This is a genomic window from Oceanicola sp. 502str15, from assembly GCF_024105635.1.
Lineage (GTDB): Bacteria > Pseudomonadota > Alphaproteobacteria > Rhodobacterales > Rhodobacteraceae > Vannielia.
Genome location: NZ_WYDQ01000001.1, coordinates 343,651 through 359,541, shown reverse-complemented (window position 1 = coordinate 359,541; position 15,891 = coordinate 343,651). Strand labels below are relative to the sequence as shown.

At 66.4% G+C, this 15,891-nt stretch carries 12 protein-coding genes; 2 read left to right on the top strand and 10 right to left on the bottom strand.

Annotated features, from left to right (window positions below; translation table 11 throughout):
* Positions 1-118 precede the first annotated feature (118 nt).
* The 9 genes from GTH22_RS01765 to GTH22_RS01725 all read right to left on the bottom strand — a co-directional run bounded on the left by GTH22_RS01765 (position 119) and on the right by GTH22_RS01725 (position 10,298).
* A complete protein-coding gene (locus GTH22_RS01765; RefSeq protein WP_252942829.1) occupies positions 119-787 on the bottom strand; it encodes an SDR family NAD(P)-dependent oxidoreductase in 669 nt (222 codons plus the stop codon).
* Positions 787-1,872, bottom strand: coding sequence for a phospho-N-acetylmuramoyl-pentapeptide-transferase (gene mraY, locus GTH22_RS01760; protein ID WP_252942828.1), 1,086 nt, complete (start codon positions 1,870-1,872; stop codon positions 787-789). Before mraY ends, GTH22_RS01765 begins: the two co-directional genes overlap by 1 nt.
* A 33-nt stretch (positions 1,873-1,905) precedes the next feature.
* Positions 1,906-3,327, bottom strand: coding sequence for a UDP-N-acetylmuramoyl-tripeptide--D-alanyl-D-alanine ligase (gene murF / locus GTH22_RS01755; RefSeq protein WP_252942827.1), 1,422 nt, complete (start codon positions 3,325-3,327; stop codon positions 1,906-1,908).
* Positions 3,324-4,814, bottom strand: a complete 1,491-nt coding sequence (locus tag GTH22_RS01750; protein WP_252942826.1) for a UDP-N-acetylmuramoyl-L-alanyl-D-glutamate--2,6-diaminopimelate ligase — start codon at positions 4,812-4,814, stop codon at positions 3,324-3,326. Before GTH22_RS01750 ends, murF begins: the two co-directional genes overlap by 4 nt.
* 22 nt (positions 4,815-4,836) lie before the next feature.
* Complete coding sequence (locus GTH22_RS01745) at positions 4,837-6,618, bottom strand: penicillin-binding protein 2 (protein ID WP_252942825.1); 1,782 nt, start codon at positions 6,616-6,618, stop codon at positions 4,837-4,839.
* Positions 6,615-6,983 carry a cell division protein FtsL gene (locus GTH22_RS01740; protein ID WP_252942824.1) on the bottom strand — a complete coding sequence of 123 codons (369 nt, stop codon included), beginning with the start codon at positions 6,981-6,983 and terminating at the stop codon, positions 6,615-6,617. The genes GTH22_RS01745 and GTH22_RS01740 overlap by 4 nt, the downstream gene beginning before the upstream one ends.
* 6 nt (positions 6,984-6,989) lie before the next feature.
* On the bottom strand, positions 6,990-7,997 hold the full coding sequence (gene rsmH, locus GTH22_RS01735; protein WP_252942823.1) for a 16S rRNA (cytosine(1402)-N(4))-methyltransferase RsmH: 1,008 nt from the start codon (positions 7,995-7,997) through the stop codon (positions 6,990-6,992).
* A gap of 3 nt (positions 7,998-8,000) precedes the next feature.
* A complete protein-coding gene (gene mraZ / locus GTH22_RS01730) occupies positions 8,001-8,507 on the bottom strand; it encodes a division/cell wall cluster transcriptional repressor MraZ (protein ID WP_252942822.1) in 507 nt (168 codons plus the stop codon).
* Positions 8,508-9,191: 684 nt separating this feature from the next.
* Positions 9,192-10,298: an Mrp/NBP35 family ATP-binding protein gene (locus GTH22_RS01725; protein WP_252942821.1), complete on the bottom strand. Its 1,107-nt coding sequence runs from the start codon at positions 10,296-10,298 to the stop codon at positions 9,192-9,194.
* 235 nt (positions 10,299-10,533) lie between these two features.
* Here GTH22_RS01725 and GTH22_RS01720 point away from each other — a divergent pair, with 235 nt between their 5' ends.
* Both GTH22_RS01720 and GTH22_RS01715 read left to right on the top strand, forming a co-directional pair.
* Positions 10,534-10,749 (top strand): DUF1127 domain-containing protein, encoded by a 216-nt coding sequence (locus GTH22_RS01720; RefSeq protein WP_252942820.1) that lies wholly within the window; start codon positions 10,534-10,536, stop codon positions 10,747-10,749.
* A gap of 1,264 nt (positions 10,750-12,013) precedes the next feature.
* Positions 12,014-12,898, top strand: coding sequence for an NAD(P)-dependent oxidoreductase (locus GTH22_RS01715; protein ID WP_252942819.1), 885 nt, complete (start codon positions 12,014-12,016; stop codon positions 12,896-12,898).
* 409 nt (positions 12,899-13,307) lie between these two features.
* Here the strand turns inward: GTH22_RS01715 and GTH22_RS01710 are convergent, their stop codons facing one another.
* A complete protein-coding gene (locus GTH22_RS01710; RefSeq protein WP_252942818.1) occupies positions 13,308-15,881 on the bottom strand; it encodes an ATP-dependent helicase in 2,574 nt (857 codons plus the stop codon).
* Between the last annotated feature and the right edge of the window lie 10 nt (positions 15,882-15,891).

Sequence of the window (15,891 nt, the reverse complement as noted above, 5' to 3'; positions counted from 1 at the left end):
TGGAAATATCCCAACCCGAGGCCACCGCAGGCACACCATCCGAGCAGGCACGCAGCGGCGCAGGTCGGGCGGGGTGGCGGCGCGGGGTGGGCGGGTGGGCGCGCCGCCACCCCGCCCCTCACCAATCAATCGGCAGCTTGCGGCGAAAGAACCCGCCCGTCGGCCCATCCTCGCTCAGCGTCGCCAGCCAGATCGCCGTTTCCGCCGCCTGCTCGGGCGTGGTCGGCGCCTCCGGCCCGCCCATCCGCGTGCTCACCCAGCCGGGGCACATGGCGTTCACCTTCACGCAGTCGGGCAAATCGCGGGGCAGCACACAGGTCAGCGCATTCAGCGCCGCCTTGGCCACGCCGTAGCCGTTCGGCCCCTCCATCCCCTGCGCAAAGCTGCCCCAGCCCGACGAAACATTCACGATCCGCCCCCAGCCCCGCAGCGCCATCCCCGGCACCAACGCCCGCATCAACAGAAACGGCGCCTCCACCATCACGGCAAGCGACTCGAACAGCCCCTCGGGGTTTTCAAACAGCGACCCCTGCGGCAGCACGCCGGCATTGTTCACCAGAATGTCGAAAGGCTCGCCATCCAGCAGCGAGAGCATGTCGTCGGGCTGCGTCAGGTCCATCACGAACAGATCCGCCCCAAGCGCATCCGCCGCCCGCTCTCCCGCCGCCTCGTCACGGCAGCCGATCACCACCTCATGGCCCCGCGCAATCAGCCCCTCGGCAATGGCATAGCCGATCCCCCGGTTGCCGCCCGTCACGAGCGCCCGCCGGATGATCCCGTCATCCATCACCGGATCTTCAGCGTCGCCAGACCGATCAGCGCAAGGATCAGCGAAATGATCCAGAACCGGATCACGATCTGCGGCTCGGCCCAGCCCCGCTTTTCAAAGTGGTGGTGCACCGGCGCCATCAGGAACACCCGCTTGCCGGTGCGCTTGAAGTAGAGCACCTGAATGATCACCGAGAGCGCCTCGGCCACGAAGATGCCGCCCACGATCGCCAGCACCAGCTCGTGCTTGGTGACAACCGCAATCGCGCCCAGCGCCCCGCCCAAGGCGAGCGAGCCGGTGTCCCCCATGAACACCGCCGCAGGCGGCGCGTTGTACCACAAAAAGCCAAGGCCCCCGCCGATCAGCCCGGCGCAGAAGATCAGCAGCTCGCCCGATCCGGGCACGTAATGCACGTCGAGATATTCGGTAAAGTCGACCCGGCCCACCGCATAGGCAATCACCCCCAGTGTGCCTGCGGCAATCATCACCGGCATGATCGCAAGGCCGTCGAGCCCGTCGGTCAGGTTCACCGCATTGGCCGCCCCCACGATCACCACCATCGAGAAGGGCACGAAGAAGATGCCGAGGTTCAACAGCACATCCTTGAACACCGGCAGCGCCAGCTGCCCGGTCAGCTCTTCCGGGTGAAACCACGCCGCCGCCGTGCCCGCGCAGGCGGCGATCAGCAGGCCAAGGCCAAATCGCACCTTGCCCGACACGCCCTTGGTGTTCTGCTTGCTCACCTTGGCATAGTCGTCGGCAAAGCCGATCAGGCCAAAGCCCACCGTCACCAGCAACACGATCCAGACATAGGGGTTGTCGAGCCGCGCCCAGAGCAGGGTGGAGAGCGCCAGCGCCGAGAGGATCAGCAGCCCCCCCATCGTCGGCGTGCCCGCCTTGGTCAACATGTGGCTTTCGGGGCCGTCATCGCGGATCGGCTGTCCGCCCTTCTGGCGCTTGCGCAGCATGTTGATGAGCGGACGGCCAAAGATGAAGCCGAAGACCAGCGCGGTGAAAAACGCCGCCCCCGCCCGGAAGGTGATGTAGCGAAACAGGTTGAACGCCCCGCCCCCGTCGCCAATTTCTGCCAGCCAGTAGAGCATGCCCCTGCCCCTCTTTCTCGTTATTTCTTGTCGTTATTTCGGACCGGCTTGGCCCATTTTCCGTATCGCGTCAACAACCCGCGCCAGCCCGGTGCCCAGCGAGGCCTTTACCAGCACCACATCGCCGGCATCCACCAGTTTCGAGACCTCGCGCGCCATCGCCGCGCCGTCGGGCGCATGAAATCCGCGCTGGTCCTCCGGCAGCGCCGCGTGCAGCGCATGGGCCAGCGGGCCGACGGTATGCACCGTATGCACCTGCTCCATCGCCTCCAGCCCGGCCAGCGCCGCGTGCAGGGCCTGCTCGTCGGGGCCAAGCTCCAGCATGTCCCCGATCACCGCGATCCGCCGCCCCTTGCGCACCCGCCCGATCCCGTCACGTGGGGCGGTGGCGGCGAGCATTTCCAGCGAGGCGGCCATCGAGGCCGGGTTGGCGTTGTAGCTGTCGTCAAAGAGGGTCAGGAAGCCGCCCGCACGGGCCGGATCGGTGGTGATCTCCTCGCGCGCGCCGCGCCCCTCGTAGGGGGTCCATTTGGAAAGGTCCGCCGTGGCAAGGCCCAGATCGGCCCCCAGCGCCTCGGCCACCGCAAGGGCGCCCAGCGCGTTCATCGCAAAATGTGTGCCCGGCGTGGTCAGCTTGAACATGGCGGGCTGGTCGTGCAACCGCGCCTCCGCCACCGTCTGCCCTTCCGAGAGCATCACCGTGCCGAGCGCAAAATCTCCGTCTTTCCCGAAGGTTGCAATCCGCCCGCCCGCTGCCTCGGCGGCTTCGCGCAGGATCGGCGTGGTCTCGAGATCGGCGTTGATCACCGCCACGCCCCCCGGCTCCAGCCCCTCGAAGATGCTCGCCTTCTCCCGCGCAATCCCCTCAAGGCTGCCGAAGGCCGCCATATGGGCCGGGGCCACCGTGGTGATCATCGCCACATCGGGCCGCGCCATTCGCGCCAGCGGGGCGATCTCGCCGGGGTTGCTCATGCCGATCTCGATCACGGCAAAATCGGCCTCCACCGGCATCCGCGCCAGCGTCAGCGGCACGCCCCAATGGTTGTTGAAGCTCTTTTCGGCGGCATGAACCACGCCCTGCCGCGCAAGGATGGCCCGCAGCATCTCCTTGGTCGAGGTCTTGCCGACCGAGCCTGTGACCCCCGCCACCTTGGCGCGGGTGCGCGCCCGGCCCGCCCGGCCCAGCGCCTCCAGCCCTTCGAGCACATCGCCCACCACCAGCAGCGGCGCCTCCTCGCAGCCCTCGGGCACACGGCTGACCAGCGCCGCCGCCGCGCCCTTGGCCAGCGCATCGGCCACAAAGTCATGCCCGTCGCGCACATCGGTCAGCGCCACGAACAGCTCGCCCGGCGCAATGCTGCGGCTGTCGATCGAAAGCCCCGTGGCCGCCCAATCACCCCGCGCCTGCCCGCCCGTGGCCGCTGCCGCCTCGGCGGCCGTCCACAGAGCGCTCATGTCATCTGCCCGTCTAGTGCGGCCACGGCCACGCTGGCCTGCTCGGCATCGTCGAAGGGAAACACATCATCCCCCACGATCTGCCCGGTCTCATGGCCCTTGCCCGCGATCAGCAAGGCATCGCCCGGCCCCAGCGCATCAACCCCGCGCAGGATCGCCTCGGCCCGGTCGCCCACCTCGGTGGCCTCCGGGTCGGCTTGCAGAATTGCTGCACGGATCCGCGCCGGATCCTCCGATCTAGGGTTGTCATCTGTCACTATTCGAACATCGGCATGGTCGCGGGCCGCTTCGCCCATCAGCGGGCGCTTGCCCGTGTCGCGGTCGCCGCCCGCGCCGTAAACCACCACCAGCTTGCCCATCACATGGGGCCGCAGCGCCTGAAGCGCGGTCGCCAGCGCATCGGGCGTGTGGGCGTAGTCGACAAACACCGCCGCGCCGCTCTCGCGGGTGGCGGCAAGCTGCATCCGGCCCCGCACCGTCACCAGTTGCGGCAGCGCGTTGAACACCTCCACCGGGTCCGAGCCCGAAGCAATGCAGAGCCCGGCGGCCACCATCACGTTCTCGGCCTGAAAGCCCCCGATCAGCCCCAGCCGCACCTGCCGCGGCATCCCCTCGTGCAGAAACCGCAGATCCTGCCCGGTGGCGTCAAACCGCTGGCCCACGATGGCCAGCTCGAAACCCTCGTCATGGCCCACCCGCAGCACCGCATGGCCCGCGGCCAGCGCGACCTCGGCCATTTCCGGCCCGCGCGGGTCTTCCATGTTGATGACGGCCGGCGCATCCTCGGCCAGCACCTGGTCGAAGAGCCGGGCCTTGGCGGCGAAGTACTCCTCGAAGGTGGCATGATAATCCAGGTGATCCTGGCTGAAGTTGGTGAACCCCGCCGCCGAAAGCCGCACCCCGTCCAGCCGCCGCTGCGCCAGCCCGTGCGAGCTGGCCTCCATCGCGGCATGGGTCACGCCCTCCTCCACCGACAGCGACAATGCGCGGTGCAGCGTGATCGGCTCGGGCGTCGTGTGCTTGAGCGGATATTCCCATGCGCCCTCCACCCCGGTCGTGCCGAGGTTGACGGCGCTCAGGCCCATCGCCACCCAGATCTGGCGGGTAAAGCTGGCCACGCTGGTCTTGCCGTTGGTGCCGGTCACCGCCACCATCACGTCGGGCTGGGCGCCGAACCAGAGCGCGGCGGCCATCGCCAGTGCCCCGCGCGGATCTTCGGTCACCACCAGCGCCACGTCGAATTTCGAGAGTTCCGCCGCCGCGACCCGTGCGCCCTCGGCATCGGTCAGCACCGCCTTCGCGCCCATCCGCAGCGCATAGCCGACAAACTCGGCCCCATGCATCCGGCTGCCGGGAAGGGCGGCAAACAGATGGCCCTCCTGCACATCGCGGCTGTCCACCGAAAGGCCGGTCAGCCGCGCCTCGGCGCCATGCTGGGCGGTCAATCCCAGCTCTGCCAGCGACCTTACCCTTGCTCTATCGCTCATCGCCGGTCGCTCCGTGTGCTGCTTAGTTCGATGTCCGTATTAAAGCAGCTTCGGTGCCGGGTTCAACGCTTGGCCGCAGCCCCAGCAAAGGGGCCACCCGGCGGATCATCTCGGCGGTCACCGGCACCGCGGTCCAGCCGGCGGTGCGGCGCGGCTGCGGGCCGGTCAGCTCGACCGGCTCGTCGAGGCTCACCACCAGCACGTACTTCGGGTCATGGGCCGGAAAGATGGTGGCGAAGGTGGCAATCACCTTGTCCTTGTAATAGCCGCCCCGCGGCTTGGGCTTGTCGGCGGTGCCGGTCTTGCCGCCCACCGCGTAGCCCTCGACCTCGCCAAAGCTGGCGGTGCCCTCGGTCACCACCTTGCGCAACATGATCCGCGACCGCTCCGAGGTCCGCGCGCTCACCACCCGGGGGCCTTCCTTCTTCACGTCCTGCTTGAGGAGCGTCGGATAAACCCTTGTGCCCCCGTTCAAAAGCGAGGCGTAGCCGGTCGCCAGATGCAGCGGGCTGGCCGACAGGCCATGGCCATAGCTGATCGTCATCGTGGAGATCTCCGACCAGTTGGGCGGCAGCAGCGGCTTGCCGGTCGGGGCCTCCACCATCTCCACAGGGGTCGGCTCCAGAAAGCCGAGCTGCCCGAGAAACTCCTGCTGGCGCTGCGCGCCGATGTCCATCGCCAGCCGTGCGGTGCCGATGTTGGAAGACTTCACGATGATCTTGGTCACACTCAGCTCGTTGCCGTAGTTGTGAAAGTCCCGAATCCGGTGCTTGCCCCAGGTCAGCGGGCCCTTGGTGTTGATCACCGTATCCGGGTTCACCAGCCCCAGCTCCATCGCCTGCGCGGCGGCAAAGATCTTGAAGGTCGAGCCCAGCTCGTAGACCCCCTGCACCGACCGGTTGAACAACGGGCTGTCGGACTGGTCGCCGCTGGTCAGCGGGCGCGGACGGTTGTTGGGGTCGAAGTCGGGCAGGCTCGCCATGGCGAGGATCTCGCCGCTGTGCACATCCATCAGCACCGCCGACGCGCCCTTGGCATTCATCAGCTTCATGCCGCCATAAAGCACCTCTTCCGTCACCGCCTGCACGGTGAGGTCGATGGTCAGCTCCAGCGGCCTGCCGGCACGGGCCGGATCGCGCAGCAGCGCGTCGAACTGCTTTTCAACGCCCGCAACGCCCACCACCTCGGCACTATGCACCCCCTCGCGGCCAAAGCTCGCGCCGCCGAGGATATGCGAGGCCAGCGCCCCGTTCGGATAAAGCCGCATCTCGCGCGGGCCAAACAGCAGCCCCGGCTCGCCGATGTCATGCACCGCCTGCATCTGCTCGGGGCTGATCTTCTTCTTCACCCAGACGAACTTGCGCGCCCCGGTGAACTGGCGCTTCAGCTTCTCGGCATCGAGGTCGGGAAAGATCTTCGCCAGCTCCTCGGCGGCGCGCTCCTTCTCCACCATGAGCGGCGGCTGGGCATAGAGCGAATGGGTCGACAGGTTGGTGGCCAGCACCCGCCCCTGCCGGTCGACAATGTCGGCGCGGCTGGCGCTGATGAGCTCGGCCACATCGCCGCTCGTCGGCTCCGCCGGAACCGAGGCCGCCAGGTGCCCCATCCGCGCGCCGATCACCACGAAGGCGCAGAAGAAGCAGACACCAAGCACAAACAACCGCCCCTCGGCGCGGAAACGCAGCCTGTCGCGCTGCGCCTCATGGCGCAGGCGCAGGTTCTCGCGCTCGATCGCATCGGGGTTCTGCCCGCTCTGACGGGCGGCAATCACACGGGCCAGCGGGCGCAGCGGGGTGCGGGTCATGGGTACTGCTCTCCATCCTCGGCATCATCCTGAAGCGTGCCGCTGATTTCCACGGGGTCGGTGATCGGGGCCAGCTCCTCGGCCGGAAAGCCCACCTGGTCGACCCGGCCGAACTGCTCTGCCCCGAAGGGCAGCAGGCCAAGGCGGGTAAAGTTCAGCTCCGCCAGCTCGGTCAGCCGCTCGGGCCGGTTCAGATAGGCCCATTCCGCCCGCAGCATGGCGCGGGTGTCATAGAGATTGCGGATCTCGGCCCTCAGCTTGGCCATGTCCTTCTGCGATTTCTGGGTCTGGTAGTTCTCGTGATAGGCCCAGAAGGCCAGTCCCATGACGGCAAGCGCCGAGATGACATAGAAGAAGCCGCGCATTCTCTCTTACCCTTTCCACCAGTGTTTCGGGCCCGGCAGGCCCATCTGTGCCCTGTCAACCTCGCCCCCCGCTTCGCCAGTGCGCCGCGCCATGCGCAGCTTGGCCGAGCGGGCGCGGGGGTTGGCGGCGGTTTCCTCCTCTGTGGGGGCCACCGCCTTCTTGGTGATCGGCTCGAACGGCGCCGGCGGGGCGGCCTGTTCGGGCGCAAACCTGTTGGCGCGCGGCGCGGCGCCAGAGCGGGCCGCGAGGTAGCGCTTCACCACCCGGTCCTCCAGCGAATGAAAGGTGACCACCGCCAGCACGCCGCCCTCGGCAAGCAGCCCCTCGGCCGCCTCCAGCCCGGCAATCAGCTCGCCGAACTCGTCGTTCACCGCGATGCGGATGCCCTGAAAGCTGCGCGTCGCCGGGTGCACCTGCCCCGGGCGCGGCTTGGGCAGGCAGGACGAAACCACCTCGGCCAGCTCCAGCGTCCGGCTTAAGGGCCGCGCCTTCACGATCGCCTTGGCAATCCGCCGCGCCGCCCGCTCCTCGCCGTAAAAATGAATGATATCCGCCAGATGCGCCTCGTCGGCCTCGTTCACCAGATCGGCGGCACTCGGCCCCTCGCTGGCCATCCGCATGTCCAGCGGCCCGTCGCGCATGAACGAAAAGCCCCGCTCCGCCTGGTCGAGCTGCATCGACGAGACCCCGAGGTCGAGCACAACGCCCGCTACCGGCCCCTCCACCAGCTCGCCCATCTGCGAGAACCGCCCCGGCACCACCTCGAGCCGCGGCGCGAAGGCCTCGACCATCGCCGCCGCCCCGGTGATCGCGCTCGGGTCGCGGTCGATCCCGGTCAGCCGCTCGGCCCCCGCCGCCAGCAGACGGCGCGCATAGCCGCCCGCGCCAAAGGTGCCGTCGACCCAATGGCCCGATACCGGCGCCGCGTGTTCGATCAGCGGATCAATGAGGACAGGAACATGGGGCGCGGCCCCTTGGGACGTGTCTGGCGAAAGGCTTTCGGCCGCCGCCATCGCTCAACCCTCGCCCTGGGCGAGATCGAGCAGCTCCAGCGGGTCGAAATCCTCACCCATGTCGTCGAGCCACTCTTCGTCGTCGACCCCATGGACCTCGTTGTAGGTCTCGGGATTCCAGATCTGAAAGCTGTCGCCGGTGGCGATGAAGAAGGCCTCCTTGTCGAGCCCCACCTTCTCGCGCAGCTTGGCCGGAAGCACCAGGCGCCCGGTCTCGTCCACCTGCGTCGGCAGGGACATACCGGAATAGAGCCGCTCGAGGTAACGCCGCTGCTTGGTGCCGCGCGGCATGGCGGCGATCTTGTCGTCGATCTCGTTGATCGCGTTGACCGTATAGCATTTGAGGTGGTTCTGGCGGTGGTCGCCGTAAACGATCACCAGGTTGGCGTTGTCGCCCGTGGCGCAATCGGGGTCTTCGGCGGCCAGAACATGGCGAAACAGGGCGGGGATGCTCACCCTGCCCTTCGTGTCCACCTTGTGGTGGCCTTCGCCTCTGAACCTGCGACCCAAATCGCCGCTCCTTCACTGTCCCTCAAGCGCCCGCCCCAAACGGGCCCGGGCCCTTGCGTGTCCCCGAAAATGAAAACGGCGGATTGAGCTGCTGCCATGTGCCCAATCCGCCGCCCTCGTCCCATTTCTGGGAATGTCCGGTGCGCGCGCCACCTGGGGGGATGTCTGCTCGCTCGCGCGCCGGATCTCTTCGTTCAGATGAAAGCGGGTGCCTGTATGAAAGCCTGCCTGACTTTGGGAGTTTGCGATCTTGTGTCGCTTTGTGTTCCCGTCTTCATCTTGGGATCAGGTATGCCATGGGAAATCATGGGAGGCAACACCACATTGCCCCCAGAGCCCCAGAATCCCACCAACCAGCCGCAGCCAGTTCCCGCCGATCACGGGGTTTTCAGCACTTTCACGGAATTTCTGGTGAGACTTCGGCCCAAAGCCACTAGATATAGTGGCGCATCGAGCACGCAAAAAAGTCCCCTATTTTCCCAAAAAGCATGGCCCACAGGCCCAATTCGCCTGCCAGAGCGGGTCGTCCGGGGCCAAAATCGAGGTCAAAACCCCTAATCCACCCGGTAACGGCGCCGCGATTCAGCGCGATTCGCCGCGATTCAGCCGTGATCCCATAAAGTCCCATAGCGCGTCCCATGATCTCCCACGGGTGGGGCGCGATCCCGTCGGCGGGGGTGGGCCTCAGCCCATCCCGCCTTCCACGAGACCCTTGGCCAGGGCGGCATAGGCCTCCGCCGCGCTGCCCTCGCCCGCGGCCACCGGCACGCCCTTGTCGCCGCCCAGCCGGGTGTCCAGCTCCAGCGGCAATTGCGCCAGCAGCGGCACGTTCATCAGCTTCGCCTCCGCCGCCACGCCGCCGTGGCCGAACAGATGCGCCTCATGCCCGCAGTTCGGACATATATAAGTAGACATGTTCTCGATCAGCCCCAGCACCGGGGTCTTGAGCTTGCCGAACATGTCGATCGCCTTGCGGGCATCTATCAGCGCCACGTCCTGCGGGGTGCTCACCACCACGGCGCCGGTGATCGGGTAGCGCTGGCACAGCGTGAGCTGCACATCCCCCGTGCCCGGCGGCAAGTCGACGATCAGCACATCCAGCTCGCCCCACTCCACCTGCGTCATCATCTGCTGCAACGCGCCCATCAGCATCGGCCCGCGCCAGATCACCGCCTGCCCCTCTTCCAGCATCAGCCCGATAGACATGAAAGTGACGCCATGGGCGTGCAGCGGCACGATCCGCTCGCCGTCCGGGCTTCCGGGCCGCTTGTTGAGGCCCATCATCCGCGGCTGGCTGGGTCCGTATATATCGGCGTCCAGCAGCCCCACCTTCCGGCCCTGCCGCGCCAGCGCCACCGCGAGGTTGGCCGAGACCGTGCTCTTGCCCACGCCGCCCTTGCCCGAGCCCACCGCAATGATGCGCTCCACGCCCGCAATCTTCGTCGGCCCGGCCTGCGGCGTCGGGTGACGGCCGATCTTCAGGCTCGGCGGCGCCTGCGTGCCGCCCTGGGGCGCGGGCGCGGCGGGCTTTGCCGGGCCGCCGCTATGCGCCGTGAGAAGGGCAGAGACCGAGCTGACCCCCTCCACCGCCAGAACCGCGGCCTTTGCGGCCTCCAGAATCGGCTCCATCCGCGATGCTGCAGCTGCATCATCGGCTTCGATGACAAACTTCACATCCCCACTGTCGCCGATCTGCAACGCTCGAATCATGTCCCGAGATACAAGGTCGCCGCCGTCCGCAAGCCCGACCTTGGCCAAAGCGGTTTGAATTGCACCTTTATCTACAGGCATTTTTCGCTCTTCTCCTTGATTGGAAGGCGCCACAAGTGACGCTACGTTATTTCTTTTATTGCCTAAAACGTAGGCTTAACGCGCTGAATCTCCACCCCTTTTACCTATTCCCTCACTGCATAGCCGCGTTGCGGCGAAAGGGCTTTATGCAGGTGCAGCAATTCCCTAAGTTCATCTCAAGCAACGGGCACAGAACGGCCCACACAGGTACGACACCACTAAGGACACAGCCACCATGGCTTACGCAACCGCACAGAACACCGCGACCACCGGCATCATGGGCCGCATCGAAGCCTTCTTCGAGGCCCGCCGCGAGAACGCAGCAAAACGCCGCGTCTACCGTCAGACGCTCCGCGAACTTCAGGCCCTGAGCAACCGCGACCTCGCCGACCTCGGCATCGCGCCCTCCATGATCCGCTCGGTCGCCTTCCAGGCCGCATACGGCGCCTGACACAGGAACACTGAAGGGCCCGTCCTCCTCCCTGGGCTCTTCGTTACGGCAACGGCACCATCCTCCTCCCGGTGCCCTCGCCGCTTACCCCGCCAGAACGGCGGGGACGAGACAACGAGATCAGAACGTCCGACCTCCTCCCTGGGCGTTCTGAGATTAGGCGGCGATGCTCACCTCCTCCCGAGCATCGTCGCCGCCCAAAGTTTCGGTTTCGGAGCGCCCTCTCCTCCTCCCTGGGCCTTCGAGATCCGGCGGCAGCCCACCTCCTCCCGGGCCTGTCGCCACCCAATTCAGTTTCGGTCCGCCCGACCTCCTCCCTGGGCGCCCCGAAAATCAGGCGGCGATGCTCACCTCCTCCCGAGCATCGTCGCCGCCCAAAGTTTCGGTTTCGGAGCGCCCTCTCCTCCTCGCTGGGCTCTTCGAGATCCGGCGGCAGCCCACCTCCTCCCGGGCCTGTCGCCACCCAATTCAGTTTCGGTCCGCCCGACCTCCTCCCTGGGCGCCCCGAAAATCAGGCGGCGATGCTCACCTCCTCCCGAGCATCGCCGCCGCCCAAAGTTTCGGTTTCGGAGCGCCCTCTCCTCCTCCCTGGGCCTTCGAGATCCGGCGGCAGCCCACCTCCTCCCGGGCATGTCGCCACCCAATTCGGTTTCGGTCCGCCCGACCTCCTCCCTGGGCGCCCCGAAAATCAGGCGGCGATGCTCACCTCCTCCCGAGCATCGTCGCCGCCCAAAGTTTCGGTTTCGGAGCGCCCTCTCCTCCTCCCTGGGCCTTCGAGATCCGGCGGCAGCCCACCTCCTCCCGGGCATGTCGCCACCCAATTCGGTTTCGGACGGCCCGTCCTCCTCCCTGGGCCACCCGATATCAGGCGGGCCCCCATCCTCCTCCCGGGGTGCCCGCCGACCCAATTCGATTTCGGTGCGCCCGTCCTCCTCCCTGGGCAGCCGGAAGCATAGGGGCGGCGCCTCACCTCCTCCCGAGGCAGCCGCCCCACCCTTCCCCGGAAGGGACCGGAATTCAGGCGCCCGACCTCCTCCCTGGGCGATCTGATATTGGCGGCGATGCTCACCTCCTCCCGAGCATCGCCGCTTTTCATTTTCGGGCCCGGGCCGTCATCCTCGGGCCTGACCCGAGGATCTCTCCCTAGCCCCTCCTCTACTGTCATCCTCGGGCCTGACCCGAGGAACTCTCCCAACCAGTCCGCCTTCCGCTTTCGCACCCCGTCGCCCCCGGGTAATCTGCGCCTCAAACCAAGGAGGCCCCCATGCGCATTCTCTTCACCGGCGGCTCCGGCAAGGCCGGCCGTCACGCCACCCGCTATCTCGTCGAACAGGGCCACCGGGTGCTGAACGTCGACAAGACCCCCTCCGACGTCGAAGGCGTCTTCAACCGCATCGCCGACATCACCGATCTCGGCGCCATGCATGACGCGATGCAGGCCTGGGCCGATTTCGACGAGCTCGAGCCCGGCACCGGCGTGCCCTCCTTCGATGCCGTCGTGCATTTTGCCGCCGTCCCCCGGATCATGGTCACCGGCGATGCCGAATGCTTCCGCGTCAACACGCTGGGCACCTACAACGTCATCGACGCCGCGCTCAAAGCCGGCATCCGCAAGGTCATCTTCGCCAGCTCCGAAACCACCTACGGCGTCTGCTTCGCCAACGGCGAGCGCAAGCCCGAGTATATCCCGGTGGATGAGGCCCACCCCACCCTGCCCGAAGACAGCTACGCCATGTCCAAGGTGGTCAACGAGGCCACCGCCCGCAGCTTCCAGTGCCGCAGCGGCGCCGACATCTACGGTCTGCGCATCAACAACGTGATCGAGCCGCACGAATACGCCGAGAACTTCCCCGGCTTCATCCACGCCCCCGAAAAGCGCCGCCGCAACATCTTCGCCTATATCGACGCCCGCGATCTGGGCCATATGGTCGAGTGCTGCCTCCGCACCGACGGGCTCGGCTACGAGGTCTTCAACGTCGCCAACGACACCCACTCCGTCGCCGCCCCCACCTCCGAGCTGATCGATCGATTCTACAAGGGCGTCCCGCAGAAGCGCGAGATGGGCGAGGACGAGACCTTCTACACCACCGAAAAGGCCAAACGCCTCCTCGGATTCTCCCCCCGGCACGACTGGCGAAACGAGATCTGACCCCGGCCCTCCCGGCCCCCCCACCAATACCGTCATCCCCGGGCTCGTCGCGAGGCCCCCCTCGCCACAACCGTCATCCTCGGGCTCGACCCAAGGATCCCCCGCCACATCCGTCATCCCCGGGCCCGACCCGAGGATCCCCCGCCACCACAACCGTCATCCCCGGGCGCGTCCCGAGGCCCCCTCGCCACAACTGTCATCCTCGGGCTCGACCCGAGGATCCCCCACCACATCCATCACCCTCGGGCCGACCCGAGGATCCCCCGCCGCCGCCACCATCCCTGCGCACGGTCCGTAGATTAACGCGCGCTATGTCATTTGATGTATGCACAGCCTGTGCACGGGTTGTGCACGGGATGTGACATGCGTTTTTCGTGGTTAAACCGGCTTCGTGACCCCACCGTTCGCCCTAGAACGGCACGTCATCCGCCGCGCTCGCCGCGGGCACCACAAAGGTCGCCACGACCTTCTTCACCCCGGCCTTCTCGAACCGGATTTCCAGCTTGTCGCCTTCGATCCCGGTGATCGCCCCGTAGCCGAATTTCTGGTGAAAAACCCGCTCCCCGACGCTGTGCACAGACACCGCCTCGGCGTCGATCACCATGTTCCGGCTCTCCTTCGGCTGGCTCATCCCGCGCACCTGTGCCCGCGCCTGAAGCCGCTTCCAGCCGGGCGAGTTGTAGCCATCCGCCCGCGCCGCATCCTCTTGTAATGTCGAGCGAACTTCACCCCCGCCGCCGCCGAGCGTGTTGCCGTACAGCCCCGGCGGGGTCAGCACATCCACATGCTCGCCCGGCAGCTCGTCGATAAACCGCGACGGCAGAGCGCTCTGCCACTGGCCGTAGATCCGCCGGTTTCCGGCAAATGAAATCGTGCACAGCTCCTCGGCCCGCGTGATCCCCACATAGGCCAGCCGCCGCTCCTCCTCGAGCCCCTTCACCCCGCTTTCGTCCATGCTCCGCTGGCTCGGAAACAGCCCGTCCTCCCACCCCGGAAGGAACACCGCCGGAAACTCCAGCCCCTTCGCCGCATGCAGCGTCATGATCGAAACCTTCGGCCCCTCATCATCGCTCTCATTGTCCATGAGCAGCGCGATATGCTCCAGAAATCCCTGAAGGTTTTCAAAGCCTTCCAGCGCCTTCACCAGTTCCTTCAGGTTCTCCAGCCGCCCCGGTGCCTCGGGCGTCTTGTCGTTCTGCCACATGTCGGTATAGCCGGAGTCGTCCAGCATCCGCTCAGCCAAAAGAACGTGGTTTCCGCGAAGAATTTCAATGCAATCACCGACAAACCCTAAGCGAAGTCGGCAGTTCTCGATCTGATATTCGATCTCGGATCTCTTAGGACTGGTATCTTCCGAAGCTTCCGCACTATCAAGTTCTTCAATCTGCGTCGGAAGCGTTTCAAGCAAAGCCGTTAGCTCGCTAAACTGCACCTCAAGCTCTGTTTGCTCGTCACTCCAGCGTTCGATCTCAACCTCGTCGCCAGCATTTTGAACTAGATAACGCCAGTGCGCGAAGAGCTTGAGCAAGCCGTCGGATTGCCCCTTCGCCTTGCCCGTCAGCTCGCCCGACGCCACCAGGATCCGCGCACCTTCAAACAGCGAAACCCCGTTCGCCCGCGCCGCCCGCTGCATCTTCTGCAAAGCCTTCTCGCCCAGCCCCCGCTTGGGCACATTGACGATCCGCTCGAAAGCCAGATCATCGTCCGGCGAGACGGCCACGCGGAAGTATGCCATCGCATCGCGGATCTCCATCCGCTCGTAAAATCGCGGCCCCCCGATCACCCGGTAGGGCAGCCCGATGGTCAGAAACCGGTCTTCAAACGCCCGCATCTGGTGCGAGGCGCGCACCAGAATTGCGCATTCATTCAACCCGATAGGCCGCATCCCCCGGGTGCCGCCGCCCATCGCCTCCAGCTCGTCGCCTATCCAGCGCGCCTCTTCCTCGCCGTCCCAATGGCCGATGAGGCGCACCTTCTCGCCCTCCTCCGCCTCGGTCCAAAGCTCCTTGCCGAGCCGGCCCTTGTTGGCGGCGATCACGCCCCCGGCGGCGCCCAGAATATGCGGCGTCGAGCGATAGTTCTGCTCCAGCCGCACCACATGCGCGCCCGGAAAATCCTTTTCGAACCGCAGGATGTTGCCCACCTCGGCGCCCCGCCAGCCATAGATCGACTGATCGTCGTCACCCACGCAGCAGATGTTCTTGTGCCCCTGCGCGAGGAGGCGCAGCCACAGGTATTGGGCCACGTTGGTATCCTGGTATTCGTCGACCAGAATGTAGCGGAACCAGCGCTGATATTGTTCCAGCACGTCCTCATGGGTCTGGAAGATCGTGACCATGTGCAGCAGCAGGTCGCCGAAATCCACCGCGTTCAGCGTCTTCAGCCGCGCCTGGTATTCCCGGTAGATCGCCACGCCCTTGTGGTCGTAGGCCGCGGCGTCCGCGACCGGCACCTTGTCGGGGGTGAGCGCCTTGTTCTTCCACTGGTCGATGATCCCGGCCAGCATCCGCGCCGGCCAGCGCTTGTCGTCGATATTGGCGGCGGCGACGAGCTGTTTAAGAAGCCTTAACTGATCATCTGTATCAAGGATGGTGAAGTTGCTCTTGAGGCCGACCAGTTCGGCATGCCTCCGCAGCAGCTTCACGCAGATCGCGTGGAACGTGCCCAGCCATGGCATTCCCTCCACCGTCTGCCCCATCAGGCCCGCCACGCGGTTTTTCATCTCGCGGGCGGCCTTGTTGGTGAAGGTCACTGCGAGAATTTCATTGGGCCGCGCGCGCTGCGTCAGCAGCAGGTGCGCAATCCGCGTGGTCAGCGCCTTGGTCTTGCCGGTGCCCGCGCCGGCCAGCATCAGCACCGGCCCGTCAAGCTGCTCCACGGCCTCGCGTTGTGCCGGGTTCAGCCCTTCGAGGTAGGGCGCGGGGCGGGCGGCCACGGCCTGTTGCGACAGGCTCAGCGGGCGGTCTGGCTCGATACTGCTCATGCGCGCGACC

Bases quoted from the DNA above. Each gene is read 5' to 3' on its own strand.
- GTH22_RS01745 (WP_252942825.1), bottom strand. From the start codon at position 6,618: ATGACCCGCACCCCGCTGCGCCCGCTGGCCCGTGTGATTGCCGCCCGT.
- GTH22_RS01750 (WP_252942826.1), bottom strand. From the start codon at position 4,814: ATGAGCGATAGAGCAAGGGTAAGGTCGCTGGCAGAGCTGGGATTGACC.
- rsmH (WP_252942823.1), bottom strand. From the start codon at position 7,997: ATGGCGGCGGCCGAAAGCCTTTCGCCAGACACGTCCCAAGGGGCCGCG.
- mraY (WP_252942828.1), bottom strand. From the start codon at position 1,872: ATGCTCTACTGGCTGGCAGAAATTGGCGACGGGGGCGGGGCGTTCAAC.
- GTH22_RS01725 (WP_252942821.1), bottom strand. From the start codon at position 10,298: ATGCCTGTAGATAAAGGTGCAATTCAAACCGCTTTGGCCAAGGTCGGG.
- GTH22_RS01715 (WP_252942819.1), top strand. From the start codon at position 12,014: ATGCGCATTCTCTTCACCGGCGGCTCCGGCAAGGCCGGCCGTCACGCC.
- GTH22_RS01765 (WP_252942829.1), bottom strand. From the start codon at position 787: ATGGATGACGGGATCATCCGGCGGGCGCTCGTGACGGGCGGCAACCGG.
- murF (WP_252942827.1), bottom strand. From the start codon at position 3,327: ATGAGCGCTCTGTGGACGGCCGCCGAGGCGGCAGCGGCCACGGGCGGG.
- GTH22_RS01710 (WP_252942818.1), bottom strand. From the start codon at position 15,881: ATGAGCAGTATCGAGCCAGACCGCCCGCTGAGCCTGTCGCAACAGGCC.
- GTH22_RS01740 (WP_252942824.1), bottom strand. From the start codon at position 6,983: ATGCGCGGCTTCTTCTATGTCATCTCGGCGCTTGCCGTCATGGGACTG.
- GTH22_RS01720 (WP_252942820.1), top strand. From the start codon at position 10,534: ATGGCTTACGCAACCGCACAGAACACCGCGACCACCGGCATCATGGGC.